The organism is uncultured Albimonas sp. (assembly GCF_963977235.1).
Lineage (GTDB): Bacteria > Pseudomonadota > Alphaproteobacteria > Rhodobacterales > Rhodobacteraceae > Albimonas.
Map to the genome: position 1 here is coordinate 1 of NZ_CAXBOD010000053.1, position 15,680 is coordinate 15,680.

12 protein-coding genes are annotated in these 15,680 nt (G+C 73.8%); 6 read left to right on the plus strand and 6 right to left on the minus strand.

From position 1 onward, the window contains the following. Positions 1-25 precede the first annotated feature (25 nt). From AAC134_RS18750 to AAC134_RS18765, 4 genes are all read right to left on the minus strand, one after another. Positions 26-790, minus strand: a complete 765-nt coding sequence (locus AAC134_RS18750) for a glucose 1-dehydrogenase (protein ID WP_339950658.1) — start codon at positions 788-790, stop codon at positions 26-28. Between the two features lie 17 nt (positions 791-807). Next, positions 808-1,314 carry a hypothetical protein gene (locus tag AAC134_RS18755; protein ID WP_339950659.1) on the minus strand — a complete coding sequence of 169 codons (507 nt, stop codon included), beginning with the start codon at positions 1,312-1,314 and terminating at the stop codon, positions 808-810. Positions 1,315-2,569: 1,255 nt separating this feature from the next. Continuing rightward, on the minus strand, positions 2,570-4,918 hold the full coding sequence (locus tag AAC134_RS18760) for an ATP-binding protein (protein ID WP_339950660.1): 2,349 nt from the start codon (positions 4,916-4,918) through the stop codon (positions 2,570-2,572). 689 nt (positions 4,919-5,607) lie between these two features. Then, on the minus strand, positions 5,608-6,831 hold the full coding sequence (locus AAC134_RS18765; RefSeq protein ID WP_339950661.1) for an RsmB/NOP family class I SAM-dependent RNA methyltransferase: 1,224 nt from the start codon (positions 6,829-6,831) through the stop codon (positions 5,608-5,610). 166 nt (positions 6,832-6,997) lie between these two features. On the opposite strand from AAC134_RS18765, the gene ggt reads away from it, so the two are divergent. Further along, positions 6,998-8,770: a gamma-glutamyltransferase gene (ggt, locus tag AAC134_RS18770; protein ID WP_339950662.1), complete on the plus strand. Its 1,773-nt coding sequence runs from the start codon at positions 6,998-7,000 to the stop codon at positions 8,768-8,770. Between the two features lie 166 nt (positions 8,771-8,936). Here the strand turns inward: ggt and AAC134_RS18775 are convergent, their stop codons facing one another. Together AAC134_RS18775 and AAC134_RS18780 are read right to left on the minus strand one after the other, a co-directional pair. Further along, positions 8,937-9,599: a uracil-DNA glycosylase gene (locus AAC134_RS18775; RefSeq protein ID WP_339950663.1), complete on the minus strand. Its 663-nt coding sequence runs from the start codon at positions 9,597-9,599 to the stop codon at positions 8,937-8,939. A 139-nt stretch (positions 9,600-9,738) separates the two neighbouring features. Continuing rightward, on the minus strand, positions 9,739-10,311 hold the full coding sequence (locus AAC134_RS18780) for an NYN domain-containing protein (RefSeq protein ID WP_339950664.1): 573 nt from the start codon (positions 10,309-10,311) through the stop codon (positions 9,739-9,741). Between the two features lie 570 nt (positions 10,312-10,881). On the opposite strand from AAC134_RS18780, the gene rpoZ reads away from it, so the two are divergent. From rpoZ to AAC134_RS18805, 5 genes are all read left to right on the plus strand, one after another. Then, the gene (gene rpoZ / locus AAC134_RS18785; protein WP_339950665.1) at positions 10,882-11,241 is read left to right on the plus strand and encodes a DNA-directed RNA polymerase subunit omega; all 360 of its coding nucleotides are present in this window, start codon (positions 10,882-10,884) and stop codon (positions 11,239-11,241) included. Between the two features lie 61 nt (positions 11,242-11,302). Next, the gene (locus AAC134_RS18790; protein ID WP_339950666.1) at positions 11,303-13,594 is read left to right on the plus strand and encodes a bifunctional (p)ppGpp synthetase/guanosine-3',5'-bis(diphosphate) 3'-pyrophosphohydrolase; all 2,292 of its coding nucleotides are present in this window, start codon (positions 11,303-11,305) and stop codon (positions 13,592-13,594) included. Between the two features lie 4 nt (positions 13,595-13,598). Further along, positions 13,599-14,225, plus strand: a complete 627-nt coding sequence (locus tag AAC134_RS18795; RefSeq protein WP_339950667.1) for a DUF2062 domain-containing protein — start codon at positions 13,599-13,601, stop codon at positions 14,223-14,225. Between the two features lie 63 nt (positions 14,226-14,288). Further along, on the plus strand, positions 14,289-14,759 hold the full coding sequence (locus AAC134_RS18800) for a GNAT family protein (protein WP_339950668.1): 471 nt from the start codon (positions 14,289-14,291) through the stop codon (positions 14,757-14,759). Positions 14,760-14,859: 100 nt separating this feature from the next. Continuing rightward, positions 14,860-15,642, plus strand: coding sequence for a pyridoxine 5'-phosphate synthase (locus AAC134_RS18805; RefSeq protein WP_339950669.1), 783 nt, complete (start codon positions 14,860-14,862; stop codon positions 15,640-15,642). The last annotated feature ends 38 nt before the right edge of the window (positions 15,643-15,680 follow it).

Genomic DNA, 15,680 nt, shown 5'->3' on the forward strand with positions numbered 1-15,680 from the left:
GGGGGGGGGGGGGGCGGAACGGCGATCAGATCAGGCGGCCGCCGTCGACCGGCAGCGCAATGCCGGTGGTGAAGGCCGCGTCGTCCGAGAGAAGGTAGGCCACCGCCGCCGCGATCTCGCCCGGCTCGCCGAAGCGGCGCAGCGGGATGCCCGACAGCATCAGGCTCCTGCGCGCGGCCTGGGCCTGGGCGTCGCCGGCCAGGCGGAAGCTCTCGTCGGTCATCGGCCCCTCTATGGTGCCGGGCGCGATGCAGTTCACGCGGATGTTGTCGGCGGCATGGTTGAGGGCCATCGCCTCGGTCAACAGCGTGATCGCGCCCTTGGAGGCCGAGTAGAGCGAGAGCGTCGGCGAGCCGGCAAGCCCCGCGGTCGAGGAGAACAGCACGATCGCGCCGCGCCCCACCTCCCGCATCTGCGGGACGAAGGCCTTGCAGGCCAGCCAGGGGCCCTTGACGTTGATCGCGAAGAGGCGGTCGAAATCGGCCTCGGTGTTGTCGATGGCCGCGCCTGCCTTGCCGAGCACGCCGGCGGCGGGCAGCAGCATCTCGACCGGGCCGAAGGCTGCCCTCGCCTCGGCCGCGAACCGCTCGATGTCGGCGGCCGAGCGGGCGTCGCCGACCACCTGGATCGAGGTCGGGCAGACGGCCGCCGTCTCGGCCAGCCGCCGGGCGTCCCTGTCGAACAGGGCGAGCCTCGCGCCCTCCCCGGCCAGCAGCGCGGCGATGGACCGTCCCAGGCCCCCGCCGGCGCCGGTGATCGCAACCACGCGGTCCTTGAAACGCTCGCCCATCAGTGCGCCCCGCTCGGTCAGAAGTCCCGAGGTTCGTCGATGCCCGCGCCGTCGTCCACTGCCTTTTCAGAGGCGAGGCGCCCGCCGCGGATCAGGTGAAGGCGCTCGGCGACCCCGAGCGCCATGCCCCCCGTCTGCTCGACCAGCAGCGCCAGGCCGAGGGCGCGCAGGCCCCTCATCGCCTCGGCGATCTCCTCGACCCCGCGCGGGGCGAGCGCCGCCGGGGGTTCGGCGAGCCGCAGCATCCGCGGACGGCTCATCAGGCCGCGGCCGACGGACAGCATCTGCCGGCCGCGGCCCCGTCGCGCGCCCGAGTTGACGCCCCGACGCTCCCTGAGGCGAGGGAAGCGGGCGTGGACGCCCTCTAGGTCCCCGGCGACGCCGGCCTTGTCGGCGCGACGGCGACAGGCGCCCATCCGCGGGTTCTCCCGGACGGACATGCCGCCGCAGCGGCGCAGCATCTGGAAGCTGCGCGCCATCCCCAGACGGGCGGGCCGCCAGGCGGGGAGGGAGGAGATGTCCACCCCCTCGAAGCGGCAGCGGCCCGCATCTTGCCGGCGGGCGCGTTGACCTGGGTCGACGGCCCCGAGCCGTTAGGCGCGATCTGGCCCACGAACTCGCCCGCGCTCACGCCCAGAGCCGATCGTGAACAGCGCGACGCCAGACAGCGTGGTCTCGCCTATGGGGGGCGCGGCGAGGCCTGCGGGATCGTCCGGCGCGCTGCGACGGGGAGGACCAGCGGTCCGGACCCTCGCCCCGAGATCTCGCATCAGGGGGCTCAATCCATGGTCTTCGCCTCGCCAGAGCTGGCATACGATACGACCATCTTGAGATCTGACGCGCCCCCGACCCGCCGGATCCGCCATGACCCCCAGCCTGTTCGCCCCGCCCGTCCTTCGCGGCCTGACCCTGCTCGACCGCGTCGTGGCGGCGCCGTTGTGCCGGCGCCGACCTCGATGCAGGCCCGCGCGCGACGCATCCGATAGGGGCCGGCCGAGATCGCCACCCTGGTCGAGGCCTTCGCCCAGGCCCCCCGCCGCCGGGGGCGCGCGGGGGGCGAAGCGATCCAGATCGATGCCGCGCACGGCGACCTGCTGGCGAGCGTCCCGTCTTCCTGTCGCCGCTGGCCAACGCCCGGACCGACGCCGGGGGCGGCTCGGCCGCCAACCGCCGCCGCCTGCCGCTCGCGATCTTCGCGGCGGTGCGCGCGGCGATCCTCCAGGACATGCCCCTCGGCATCCGCGGCAATCGCGTCGACTGGACCGAGCGCGGCATCCCGCTGGCAGAGACGAACGACCTCGGAGGCAGCCTGGCCGCTCCCGGCTGCGACGTCATTGTGGTCTCATCGGGGGGCGAGGCGCCGGCGACGATCCCCCTAGGGCCCGGCCGCCCGCCAAGTTTCGCCTCCGAGATCCGGCGCGCCGCGGGGCGGACCACGAAGGCGGCGGGCATGATCCGCCCGCCCCGGCCTGACGAGGGGGCGCTGGCGACCGGCCAGGCCCACCTGAGCGCGATCGGCCGGGGCTGCCTCAACATCCCTCGCTGTGTGGCCCGCGACCGAGGCTCCGGGCGTGCGCCGCGAGGGGGGAAACTCCTCCGCCTTCGGCGCAACCGGCGCCTCCCGTCGCACGCCGGGCCGCTGACTGTCGCGGCCCGCCGCCCAGCCCGATCGCGCCGGACGCCTCCCGCCCAAGGATCGCGCTTTCGGGGCGCCGGCTCCCTCCTCGCGCCGCCCCTCGCGCGAGCGAAGGGCGGGGGCGTCATCCCCCGCGGCGGCGGTCAGGCGGCGACGCGATCTCCCTGGGCCTCGCGAATCGCGGCCGACAGGTCGGCCAGCGAGTAGGGCTTGGGCAGGAACACGAAGTCGCGCAGCCCTTCGAGGTTGCGGCGGAAGGCGCCCTCGGCGTAGCCGGAAACGAAGACCACCGCCACGTCGGGCCGGGTCTCGCGCGCGGTCTTCACCCAGCTCGGGCCGTCGAGTCCCGGCATCACCACGTCCGAGACGATGATGTCGACGTGGAAGGCGGGATCCTCGAGGATCTCGAGCGCCTCCTCGGCGTTCTCGGCCTCGACCACCTGGTAGCCGCGCAGGCCCAGCGCCCGGGTCGCGAAGGACCGCACCGGCGCCTCGTCCTCGACCAGCAGCACCACGCCCTCGGCGGGGGCTTCGGCCGCCTTGCGCGCGTCCGCGTCGGCGGGCAGCGCCATGCGCGGCGCCTGCGCCTCCCCCTCCAGCCGCGGCAGGTAGACGGTGAACACGGCGCCCGAGCCCGGCGGACTGTCGGCGAAGATGAAGCCGCCGGTCTGCTTGACGATTCCGTAGGCGGTCGAGAGGCCCAGGCCCGTGCCCTCGCCCGGCTTCTTGGTGGTGTAGAACGGCTCGAAGATCTGGCCGATGCGGTCGGGCGGGATGCCCTGACCCTCGTCCGAGACCTCGATCGCCACGTAATCGCCCGGCGGCAGCACGGCGCGGTCGCGGCGGAACTCCTCGGCGAAGCGCACGTTGCGCGAGCGGACGCGGACCTGGCCGCCCGCGGGCATCGCGTCGCGCGCGTTGACCACCAGGTTCATCACCACCTGCTCGAACTGACGCTCGTCCACGCGCACCAGGCCGAGGCCCTCGCCATGCTCGAGCTTCAGGCGCACCTTCTCGCCCAGCAGGCGGTTGAGCAGATGGCTCAGCTCGGTCAGCGTCTCGACCAGGTTGGTGGTCTTGGGCTGCAGGGTCTGCTTGCGCGAGAAGGCCAGCATCTGGCGCACCAGGGCCGCGGCGCGGTTGGAGTTCTGGCGGATCTGCATCAGGTCGGAGTGGTCCCCGTCCGAGGCGTCGTGACGCATCAGCAGCAGGTCGGTGTGCCCGGCGATGGCGGTCAGCAGGTTGTTGAAATCATGCGCAACCCCGCCGGCAAGCTGACCCACGGCCTGCATCTTCTGGCTCTGCACGAACTGGGCCTCGAGCGTCTTGAGCTCGGTCGCGTCGCTCATCACCGCGATGAGCGAGGCGCGGCCATCCTCCTCGAGGCGGGAAAACGAGAGCTGCAGGAAAGTCTCGCGGTCGTCGCGCCGGCCCCGCGCGATCTCGGCGCGGCCGGTGGAGCGGCCGCGCGCGGCCTCGGCGATGCGCTCGGCGATCGAGCGGCCCAGACCCTCGGCCAGGCCTTCGAACTTCGCGCCGGCCACGGCGCCGGGACCCAGCAGTCGGCGCGCGCGCTCGTTGGCCGCGATCAGCACGCCGTCGATCCCCAGACGCGCCACGGCGACCGGCAGGCGGTCGAGCAGGTCGAGACCGGCCGAGGCGCGCGGGCGAGTGTCGCCGGGCATCAGCAGCCATCCCAGCTGCCCGGAGTCGGGGCCCGAGGCGTTCGCGCCCTCGACGCGGGCGCGCAGGGCGGTGGGCAGCGGCAGGCCGCGCAGCGGGCCGTCGTCGGAGGCCGCGAGGTCGTCGGGGGGCGCCAAGGCCGCGGGATCGAGATCCTCGAGCGCCGGGGCCAGGTGGCGCGCGGCGGCGTTGGCGCTCAGACCGCCGGGGCCGCGCATGATGGCGGGCAGCCCCAGCGCGTCGAGGGCCGCCGAGAGGCCGGCCGCGCCCGGCGGCGCCGGCGGATCGATCCGCCACAGCAGCCGGTCCGGCCCGAGGCGACGCAGCTCCACCCGACAGTCCCGGCCGCCAAACCGCAGCGTCCGGGCCTCGGCCGCGCCCTCGCTGCGCGCGACGCGCAGGAGGCGGTAGATCTCGCGGGCGGGCGGCGGCGCCTCGCTCGTCGGGCCGGGGGCGTCGAACAGCGCCTCGGCATGGTCGGGGGGGCCGGCGGGGAACGACAGGGGCGCGGCGTCCGGCGCCTGGGCCGAGGCGGCGCCGCGCGAAAGCCGCAGGGCGGGGTTCGCGGCCAGCAGCCGGCCCTGCGCGTCGGTCAGCGCGACGGGGGCGGGATCCTCGGCATGGAGGGCGTCTAGCGCCCGCGCGTCGGCGGTCTGCCGGCGGTCGCGCCGCCCGGGCCAGCCGCGCGGCGCGCGGGAGATGGCCGCGACGATCAGCCCGCCGAGGCCAAAGGCGCCCAGGGCCGCCTCGACATGGTCGCCGATCGCCAGCGCCACGGCGAGGGCAAGAGTGGCGACGCCGAGAACCATCAATGCCGGCGAGGGGCGGGACGCGCGCGCGGACAGGCCCGACGCCGCCGGCCCGGCGCGCCCCGGCGAGGCGGCGTCGGGCGCTGGCGGACCCTCGCCCGCCCGCTCCCGCGGCGCGCGGGACGACGGGGAGGCCGCGTCGGAGGTTGCCGCGCCGGAATTTGGGGGGGGATCGGCCAGTGACCCGGAATCGGAGTCGGAGGATCGGCGCGGCGCATCGAGGGTCATGCCGGGCGCCTCCCGGCGCCGACTGCGGGCCTCGTCAAACCCTGGCGAGCGCCCGCGCAAGGAGGCGCGGCCTCCCCTCCGTCACAGGTCGCCCGCGGGCGCGGCCCCCCGCGCGAGAAGCGGCGCAGCGCCGTCCCCCGAGAGGGCGCGCGCGGGCTTGCGCGGGCCCACGACGTCGAAGGCCGGTCGCCTCGTCCTGCGCCCGCCGGCGCCGCAGTCCCGCGAGACCGAGCCATTCTCATCCCTGCCTTAGCCTCCCCGTGGTCCAGCGCCTCCGGGACCCGACACGCCCGGTTTCCCGGACGACTCGAGGCCGCGCACGAGCGCGGGCGTTCCCCCGGCGAGCGCCCTGGCGACGATATCCGGCCGACCGCAAAGGGATCGCGCCGACGCCACGCCGCCACCGTGCGGGCACAGTGAAGACGCCAAACCCTTAAAAAGGGTAAAACGTTGCGGCGCAACTATCTTGGGTTGTAGGCAAGCCTGGCGGCGTAGAACCCGTCGCCCCCGTCGAGGGGCGTGAGGCGCAGCTCCGACTCCAGCTCGAACCCCGAGCCCGGCAGGAACGCCTGCACGCGGGCGCCGTTCTCCTCCTCCAGCAGGGAGCAGGTGGCGTAGACCAGCCGGCCGCCGGGACGCACGAACCCCGCGGCGCGGGCCAGCACCTCGGACTGCACCGAGGTCAGCCGCGCCAGCGCCTCGGGGGAGAAACCCCATTTCGCGTCCGGGTTGCGCCGCCAGGCCCCGCTGCCCGAGCAGGGGGCGTCGGCGAAGACCAGGTCGAAACTCGCGCGCGCCGAATCGGGGACCGGCCCGGGCAGCGGCGCGATGCGGGCGCCGGCGCGGGCGGCGCGGGGCCCGAGGTCCTTCATCCGGCCGGGATCGACGTCATGGGCGATCACCTCGCCCTCGCCGCCCATCGCCGCGGCCAGCGCCAGCGCCTTGCCCCCGCCCCCCGCGCAATAGTCGAGCACGCGCTCCCCCGCATGCGCCCCGGCGAAGGCGGCCGCGGCCTGGGAGGCGAGGTCCTGCACCTCGACCCAGCCCTCGAGATAGGCGTCGGCGCTTTTCAGCCCGCGCTCGCCCGAGGCGACGCGCAGCGCCTCGGGGAGGGCGGGGCCGGCGGCGAGCGCCACCGGCGCGGCGGCGACGCCCTGGGCGGCGAGGCTGGCGAGGGCGGCCTCGGGCGTCGCTTTCAGGCGGTTGACGCGCAGATCGAGGCTGGCGCGGCGGCGCAGGCTGTCCATCACCGCCTCGGCCGCCGCGCCATGGGCGGCGCGGAACAGCGGCGGCAGCCAGTCGGGAAGATCGAGGCGCAGGGCGTCGGAGGCCTCCATCGGGCTGCGCTCGGCCCGCTCGGCCAGACGCTCGCGCTCATGGTCGGAGAGGGGGGCGGGAGCGTGGCGGGCGCCCGAGAACAGGGCCTCGGCGTCGCCGCTCTCGGCGGCCAGCGCAAGGATCCGGGCGCGGCCGCCGTCGCCCGCGCCTTCGCCCGCCGCGGGCCAGGCCAGCGAGCGCCAGCGGCGCAGGGAGTCGTAGACGAGGTCGGCGATGGCGGCGCGATCGCCCGAGCCGGCGTAGCGGTTCGCCCGTCGCCAGGAGACCAGGAGCCGGTCCATCGGTCGCCCCGGCGCCCAGGCGTCGAGGATGTCGATGGCGGCCTGCAGACGGGCGGCGGGGGTCATGGCGGGTCTCCTGCGCTTCTGGCGGCAGCTGTCGGATCAACCTAGCGCCGCGTTGCAGCGCAGCAAAGGGGGGCCTGCGAGGCGGAGCCGCGACTGCGGCGCCAAGGCTGGCCCGCGGGAGCCCGAGCGCGTAGCCTCGGGCGCCGATCCGCCCCGAGGAGCCGCCATGACCTCTCGACCGCCCGCGCAGCCCGCCGCCCGGCGCTCCCGCCCTGCCCGACCTGCGGTCCTGGCCCTGGCGCTGGCCGCATCGCTCGCGCCGTCCGCGGGGCCCGCGCAGACCCAGGCTCAGCCCGAGGCCACCCACGCCCGCCGCCCCGTCCCGGTCGAGGCCACGGCCGAGCGCTTCATGGTCGCCGCCGCGCATCCGCTTGCCGCCGAGGCGGCCCGCGCGGTGCTCGCCGAGGGCGGTTCGGCGGTGGACGCGGCCATCGCGGCGCAGGCGATGCTGGGGTTGGTGGAGCCCCAGAGCTCAGGCCTCGGCGGCGGCGCCTTCGCGCTGGTCTGGCAGGCCGGGGAGGCCCGCCTGACAAGCTGGGACGGGCGCGAGACAGCCCCTGCGGCCGCCGGTCCCGACTACTGGCTTGGGCCCGACGGCGCCCCGAGGCCCTTCGCGCAGGCGGCGCCCGGCGCCCGCTCGGTCGGCGTGCCCGGCGTGCCACGGCTGCTCGAGGCGATGCACGCGGCCCATGGCAGGCTGCCGATGGCCCGGCTGCTGGCCCCGGCGATCGCGACCGCGCGCGAAGGCTTCGCCGTCTCCCCGCGGATGGCGGCCTCGATCGCCTCGGCGCCGGGGCTGGACGCGTTCCCGGCCGCCCGGGCGTATTTCTTCCGCCCCGACGGATCGCCGCTCGCGGAGGGGGATCTGCTGCGCAATCCCGACTATGCCCGGGCGCTCGAGACCCTGCGCGACGCGGGGGCCGAGGCGTTCTACACCGGCGCCCCGGCCCGCGCCCTTCTGGCGGCGCTGGACACGCCCGGCGCCCCCTCGCCGATGGTCGCGCAGGATCTCGCCGACTATCGCGCGGTGGAGCGGGCGCCGGTCTGCGTGGCCTATCGCGCCTGGGAGATCTGCGGGATGGGCCCGCCGTCCTCGGGCGGGCTGACGGTCGGGCAGATCATGGGGATGCTCGCGCATCACGACCTGGGCGCGCTGGGGGACGGGGCGCAGACCTGGCGGCTGCTGGCGCAGGCCTCGGCGCTGGCCTTCGCGGACCGGGGCCTCTACATGGCCGACGCCGATGTCACGCCGATGCCGCAGGGACTGCTGAACCCCGACTACCTGGCCGGTCGGGCGCAGGCGCTGGACCCCGCCGCGCCGCCCGCCGCGCCCTACCCCGCCGGCGAGCCGCCCTGGGACCACGCCCTGCTGCGCGCGCCGGATACGCAGGCGGAGCGGCCGGGCACCACCCACCTCTCGGTGGTCGACGCCCAAGGCAATGCGGTGGCGCTGACCTCGTCGATCGAGACCGGCTTCGGCTCGCGTCTGATGGCCAACGGCTACCTGCTCAACAACGAGCTGACCGATTTCAGCTTCGCGCCCTCGCATCAGGGCGCGCCGGTTGCGAACCGGGTCGAGGGGGGCAAGCGTCCCCGCTCCTCGATGGCGCCCACGATCGTGCTGCGCGAGGGGCGCCCGGTCCTGGTCCTGGGCTCCCCCGGCGGGGCGCGGATCATCGGCTATGTGGCGCAGACGCTGGTGCGGATCCTGGACCTCGGGATGACGCCCGCCCAGGCGGTCGCGGCGGGGCACGTGGCCAACCTCAACGGGATCACGCATCTCGAGGCGGGGACCGAGGCCGAGGCGCTGGCCCCGTTGCTGGGCGAGACCCGGGCCTTCGACATGAACTCCGGCCTGCACGTGATCGCCATCGCCCCGGACGGCCGGCTGACCGGCGCGGCCGATCCAAGGCGGGAGGGCGTTGCGCTGGGCGAGTAGAGCGCCGCGACACGCCTCGCGCCCGTGGCGAGCCTCCGCCCGCGGCGCGGTCCCGGCCGCGCGCCTGGCCCGACGCCCGCCAGGCGCCGCCCTCGCGCCCCCCTCCGGTCGGGGGCGGGGCGGGCGGGTGGGAGCCCCCGGCCGGAGGGGGGCGCGAGGGCGGCGCTCACCCGTCGAGGAAGGCGCGGACCTCGGCGAAGACGCCCTCGAACATCTCGGTCGTCAGCACCCGGGTGTTGGTGTTGTAGCGCGAGCAATGGTAGCTGTCGAAGACCTCCACCGCCCCCACCCGATGGCGCGCGGCATGGCCGAACGGATGGTCCTTCAGCTTCGCCCCCAGCGCCCGGATCACGCTGTCATGGCTGATCCGGCCCAGGCAGACGATGGCCCGCAGCCCCTCCAGCGCCTCGATGCGCGCAGCGAGGAACCGCCGGCAGGTGTTGATCTCGGCCCCCACCGGCTTGTTCTGCGGGGGCACGCAGCGCACCGCGTTGGTCACCATCGCCCCGTGCAGCGCCAGCCCGTCGTCGGGCGAGGCCTGGAACTCCCCCGACGTGAAGCCGAACCGTCCCAGCGTGGCGTAGAGCAGCCCGCCCGCGAAATCCCCGGTGAACGGCCGCCCCGTGCGGTTGGCGCCCGAGACGCCGGGCGCCAGGCCCACCACCAGCAGGCCTGCGGCGGGATCGCCGAAACTGGCCACGGCGCCGTTGAACCAGTCGGGCTCGCGGGCGCGGACCTCCTCGCGATAGGCGACGAGACGGGGGCAGAGGGCGCAGTCCGCCGGCGCCTCGGGAGGCGCGGGCGGGAGCGCAGGCGCGCTTGGGCTCATGGCAGGGGGGATCCGTCGACAGGCAGGGCGGATCGCCGGGCGAGACGGCGACGGCGGCGTCGCCGGCCAGAGGGCCCGCGGGGCGCCCCCGCACCCCCGACCGGCGCGGCCCGCGCCCGAAGACGCGGGCGGGCGGAGATCAGGCCTCGTCCTCGGCCTCGACCGGATCGGCCGCGCGCACCGGGCGGGGCGGACGGCCGATGATCTCCTTGAGCTCGTCGAGCTCGATGAAGTTGTCGGCCTGGCGGCGCAGGTCGTCGGCGATCATCGGCGGGCTGGTGCGGATGGTCGAGACCACCGAGACGCGCACGCCCTTGCGCTGGATGCCCGCGACCAGCGGCCGGAAGTCGCCGTCGCCCGAGAACAGCACCATGTGATCGATGCGATCGGCCATCTCCATGGCGTCGACCGCCAGCTCGATGTCCATGTTGCCCTTGATCTTGCGGCGGCCGGTGGAGTCCGTGAACTCCTTGGCGGGCTTGGTGACCATGGAAAAGCCGTTGTAGTCGAGCCAGTCGACCAGCGGGCGGATCGGGGAATATTCCTGATCCTCGACCAGGGCGGTGTAATAGAACGCGCGCACCAGCTTGCCGCGGCGCATGAACTCGTTGCGCAGAAGCTTGTAGTCGATGTCGAAGCCGAGGGCCTTGGCGGCGGCGTACAGGTTGGACCCATCGATGAAAAGGGCCAGACGTTCGTCACGGTAGAACATGCAATCTCCATTCGCCGCGAACCGCGTGCCTGTCAAATTTCGCCCAAGCAGGGCGAATCGGTCCCGGCGCGTCGCAGGGACCCTTTCGCCAACGCGAAACAGGATGCAACCATCGCCCCGCCGAAATCGACCGCCAACTGCGCCCCGAGCCCGAGATTCACGCGAATGCGTGCAATTTTGATCCGCCGAGGACCCGCCTCGACCGCGCGTTTCGTCCTGAATTGTTAACCATTGCGGCGACACTGGGGCGTCCGTTCGGATGCGTTCTCCAAACACCGGCCGGTTTACCTGATGGTCGCCTTAGTATTGGCGACGCCGGCCGACCGGAGCCGGTCGAAAGGCCCGCAGACGCCCCCGGCTCTTGACGCGGGCCTTGACGCGGGCGCCCGCGATGGGCGGGATGGCGCGGCGTCCGCCGCAGGACGCGCTGCGCCCCGACCGCCGCCCCGCGCCTCGACCGCCGACGGGGCCGGCCGGGCGCGTCGAATTCGCGCCGTTCGCGCCCTTGCGCATCCTCGGCGCAAGGCATATCAAGACGGTTCTCCCGAAACGCCTGCCGGAGACGACTTCATGGCCCGCGTCACCGTCGAGGATTGCGTCGACAAGGTTCCCAACCGGTTCGATCTGGTGATGCTCGCCGCGCATCGTGCGCGCGAGATCTCCACCGGTTCCGAGATCACCATCGACCGCGACAACGACAAGAACCCCGTCGTCGCGCTGCGCGAGATCGCCGACCAGACCCTGACCCCCGACGACCTCGAGGAAGGGCTGATCCAGTCCTACCAGCGCCATATCGAGGTCGACGAGCCCGAGGACGACGAGATGGCCCTGCTGATGGGCGGCGGCGAGGTCGACGCGCCCGTCGACGACGTCTCGGAGGAGCAGCTGCTGCGCGCCCTGATGGCCGAGCAGGCGGAAAACAAGGGCTGAGGCGCCGGACAAGAGGATCCCCCGCCCCGGACATCCGGGGCGGCTCCAGGGGGAGGACGATGTGGGCGACGGCTTCATTCGACAGTTCGAACTCGTCGAGCGGGTCCAGGCCTACAACCCCAACACGGACGAAGGTCTGCTGAACGCGGCCTACGTCTTCGGCGCAACCGCGCACGCCCCCCAGAAACGCGCCAACGGAGACCCCTACTGGGGTCATCCCGTCGCGGTCGCCGGCATCCTGACCGAGCTCAAGCTCGACGACGCCACCATCGCGACCGCCCTCCTGCACGACACGATCGAGGACTGCCCCGGCGTCACCTACGCCACCATCGCCGAGGATTTCGGCGAGGAGATCGCGGAACTCGTCGACGGCGTCACCAAGATCTCCAAGCTCAAGCTCTCCTCGAAGGAGACCGAGCAGGCCGAGAACCTGCGCAAGCTGCTGATGGCGATGTCCAAGGACGTGCGCGTCCTGCTGGTCAAGCTCGCCGACCGGCTGCACAACATGCGCACCATCCAGTTCCTCAAGCCCGAGAAGCAGGAGCGCAAGGCCCGCGAGACGATGGAGATCTATGCCCCGCTCGCCGGCCGCATGGGCATCCAGTCGCTGCGCGACGAGCTCGAGGACCTCTCCTTCCAGGTGCTGAACCCGCGGGCGCGGGATTCGATCATCCGCCGCTTCGGCCAGCTCAAGCGCGAATCCGGCGACGTGATCCCCCAGATCCTCGAGGATCTGCAGACCGTGCTCGCCCACGAGGGGATCGAGGCCGAGGTCTCGGGCCGCGAAAAGCGCGCCTACGCCATCTGGCGCAAGATGGAGGAGAAGGGGCAGGAGTTCTCGCGCCTCTCGGACATCTACGGGTTCCGGCTGATCTGCGCGACCGAATCCGACTGCTACCGCGCGCTCGGCGCGGTTCACCGGCGCTGGAAGACGGTGCCGGGGCGGTTCAAGGATTACATCTCGACGCCCAAGACCAACGGCTACCGCTCGATCCACACCACCGTCTCGGGGCGCAACGCCAAGCGGGTCGAGGTGCAGATCCGCACCCGCGAGATGCACGAGGTCGCCGAGACCGGCGTCGCCGCGCACTGGGCCTACAAGGACGGGCAGCGGGGCGAGAACCGCTTCACCGCCGACCCCTTCGCCTGGCTGCGCCAGCTGACCGACGACTTCCGCAACGCCGAGAAGCCCGACGAGTTCCTCGAGCATGTGAAGCTCGACATGTTCCAGGACCAGGTGTTCTGCTTCACCCCCAAGGGCCGGGTCGTCACCCTGCCCCGGGGAGCCACGCCGATCGACTTCGCCTACAACATCCACACCCGCATCGGGGACAGCTGCGTCGGCGCCAAGATCGACGGGCGCCGCGCGCCGTTGTCGACCCGCCTGCGCAACGGCCAGACGGTGGAGATCATCCGCGCCGAGGCCCAGCGCCCGCAGCCGGTGTGGGAGGAGATCGCCGTCACCGGGCGGGCCAAGCAGGCGATCCGCCGCGCCCTGCGGGCCGAGCGGCGCGAGGCCGACATCCGCATCGGCCAGGGCATCGTGCAATCGGCCTTCGAGCGCGCGCAGAAGAGCCTGTCGCGCAAGGCCCTGACGCTGGCGGCCGAGAAGCTCAACCACGACGGGCCCGACGACCTGCTGCAGGCGGTGGGAGCGGCCGAGGTCTCGGCCGTGCAGATCCTGACCGCGCTGTTCGGGCGCGAGGGCGACTATGACGCCCCCCTGCGCCCCGCCGCGCCGGGCGACCGCTCTCGCCTGCCGGTGACGGGCGTGTCGCGCGCGCGCAAGGTCCGCTTCGGGGAGTGCTGCCAGCCGGTCCCCGGCGACCGCATCGTGGGCATCGCCGAGAAGGGCAAGGGCGTCACCGTCCACGCCATCGACTGCCCCGTGCTCGCCGAGTTCGAGGAGACTCCCGAGGCCTGGGTCGATCTGCGCTGGGATCCCGAGACGGCCTGGACGCAGCCCCACCAGACCTCGCTGACGGTGACCTTCGCCAACCAGACCGGCGCGCTGGCCCGCGTCTGCACCGTGATCGCCGAGCTGAACGCCGACATCGCCCACCTGGAGCTGATCGAGCGCAAGCCGGATTTCTACCGCGCGCGCATCGACCTCGAGGTGCGCGACGTGAAGCACGTCTCCCAGGTGGTGACGATGCTCAACGCCCAGACCATGGTCCATGAGGCCGCCCGCCTGACGCCCGGCGCCGGCGCCCCCGTGAGCCGCCCCGCCCCCCTGCCCGCAGGCCCCGTGGTGCGCCTCGCCGGCCCCGAGGAGGCGCTGTCCCCCGAGACCGGGGCCCGCTCGTCCGGCGGCGCCCGGGGTCGGACCGGCCTGCCCGCCGGAGGCGGCTGACGGGATGTTCCGCCGCCGCGACCCCCTTCCCTGGCGCGACCGGCTGCGGGAGTTCCTGTCGCCGCGAAAGGGCTGGCAGCGGGGGTACCGCTATCTTGGCAAACGGATGCAGCGGCTGCCCGACAGCCCGCACCGCATCGCGCTGGGCTTCGCCTGCGGGGTGCTGGCCTCGTTCACGCCGTTCTTCGGCTTCCACTTCGTGATCGCCGCGGCGCTGGCGTTCGGGCTGCGGGCCAATGTGCTGGCCTCGGCGACAGGCACCTTCGTGGGCAACCCGCTGACCTTCCCGTTCATCGCCACGGCCTCGTTCTGGATGGGGCGCAAGATCACCGGGATCCACTTCGCCGAGCCCTACGACGGTTGGACCTTCGGCTGGCTGTGGGACAACCTCGACGCGATCTTCGTGCCCTATCTGGTGGGGGGGCTGCTGCCGGGTCTGGCCGCCTCGATCGCCTTCTACGTGGTGATGCGCCCGATGATCGGCGCCTACCAGAACCGCCGCCGCTCGAAACTGATGGAGCGGGCGAAGGAGCGGGTGCGCCTGGCCCATGAGCGGCGGCGCGCGGCCAAGGAGGCGAAGAAGGCCGCCAAGGCCTCGCCGATCCGCCGCGCCGGCGATCCGGCGAGCTGAGATCTGGCTGGGACCCCTTCGCCCGACGACCCGCCGCGCCGCTGGCGGACCGAGCGGCTGGCGATGCGCCCCGCGGGGCCGGCGGACCTCGAGCTGGCGGTCGCGCTTTTCTCCGTTCCCCGGATGCTGGCCCACCGGCCCGACCCCTCGCCGCCCTCGCGCGACGCGCTGGCTGCCGAGATGGCCGAGGCCGAGGCCGCCTGGGCGCGCGACGGCGTCGGGCGCTGGCGGCTGTCGCTGCGCGAGGATGGCGCGGCGGCGGGTTTCGGAGGACTGGGACCCCGGCCGGGGCGCGAGGGGCTGAACCTCTCGTTCCACGTCTCGCCGGCCATGCAGGGGCGCGGACTGGCCGGAGAGTTCGTCGCGGGCGCCCTGGCGCTGGCCTTCGGCGCGCTGCGCGCCTCGCGGGTCTACGGGCTGGCGCGGCCGTGGAACGCCGCCTCGCTGCGGGTGCTGGAGCGGGCGGGATTCGCGCCCGAAGCCGAGATCGAGCTGCACGGCGCCCCCAGCCTGCTGCTGGCGCGAGGGCGCTGAAGGGCGCTCGGGACTCGTGCCGAGGCCGCTCGGCGTCAAGACATCGCGGCGCGGCCCGCCTATGCTGCGCGCAACCGACTCTGCGAAAAGGACCCGCGCGATGACTCTGGCGCATCCCCTCGGCCGGCTGCGGCTGGGCGTGAACATCGACCACGTGGCCACCATCCGCAACGCCCGCGGCGGCGCCCATCCCGACCCGATCAAGGCCGCCAAGATCGCCGAGGCCGCCGGCGCCGACGGCATCACCGCCCATCTGCGCGAGGATCGCCGCCACATCACCGACCCCGACATCGAGGCGCTGGTCGCGGCCCTGTCGGTCCCGCTGAACTTCGAGATGGCCGCCACCGACGAGATGCAGGCCATCGCCCTGCGCCACCGTCCCCACGCCGTGTGCATCGTCCCCGAGAAGCGCGAGGAGCGCACCACCGAGGGCGGTCTCGAGGTCGCCAAGGAAGAGAACCGCCTGGCCCATTTCATCGCCCCGCTGCGCGAAGCCGGCTGCCGCGTCTCGATCTTCATCGCCGCCGACCCGCGCCAGATCGAGGCCGCGGCCCGCATCGGCGCCCCGGTGATCGAGCTGCACACCGGCGCCTACACCGACGCCCATCACGAGGGCCGCCTCGAGGCCCGCGACGCCGAGCTCGAGCGCCTGCGCGAGATGTCCGCCTTCGCCCACGGCCTCGGCCTCGAGGTCCACGCCGGCCACGGGCTGACCTACGACACGGTCAAGCCGGTGGCGGCGTTCCCCGAGGTGATGGAGCTCAACATCGGCCACTATCTCATTGGCGAGGCGATCTTCTCGGGTCTCGACAGCGCGATCCGGCGGATGCGGGCGCTGATGGACCAGGCCCGCCAGGAGGCTTTTGGCGAAGGCGCCGCGTAGGGCGCATTTCAATGCGCCATGGCGCGAGAGGCGGCGGA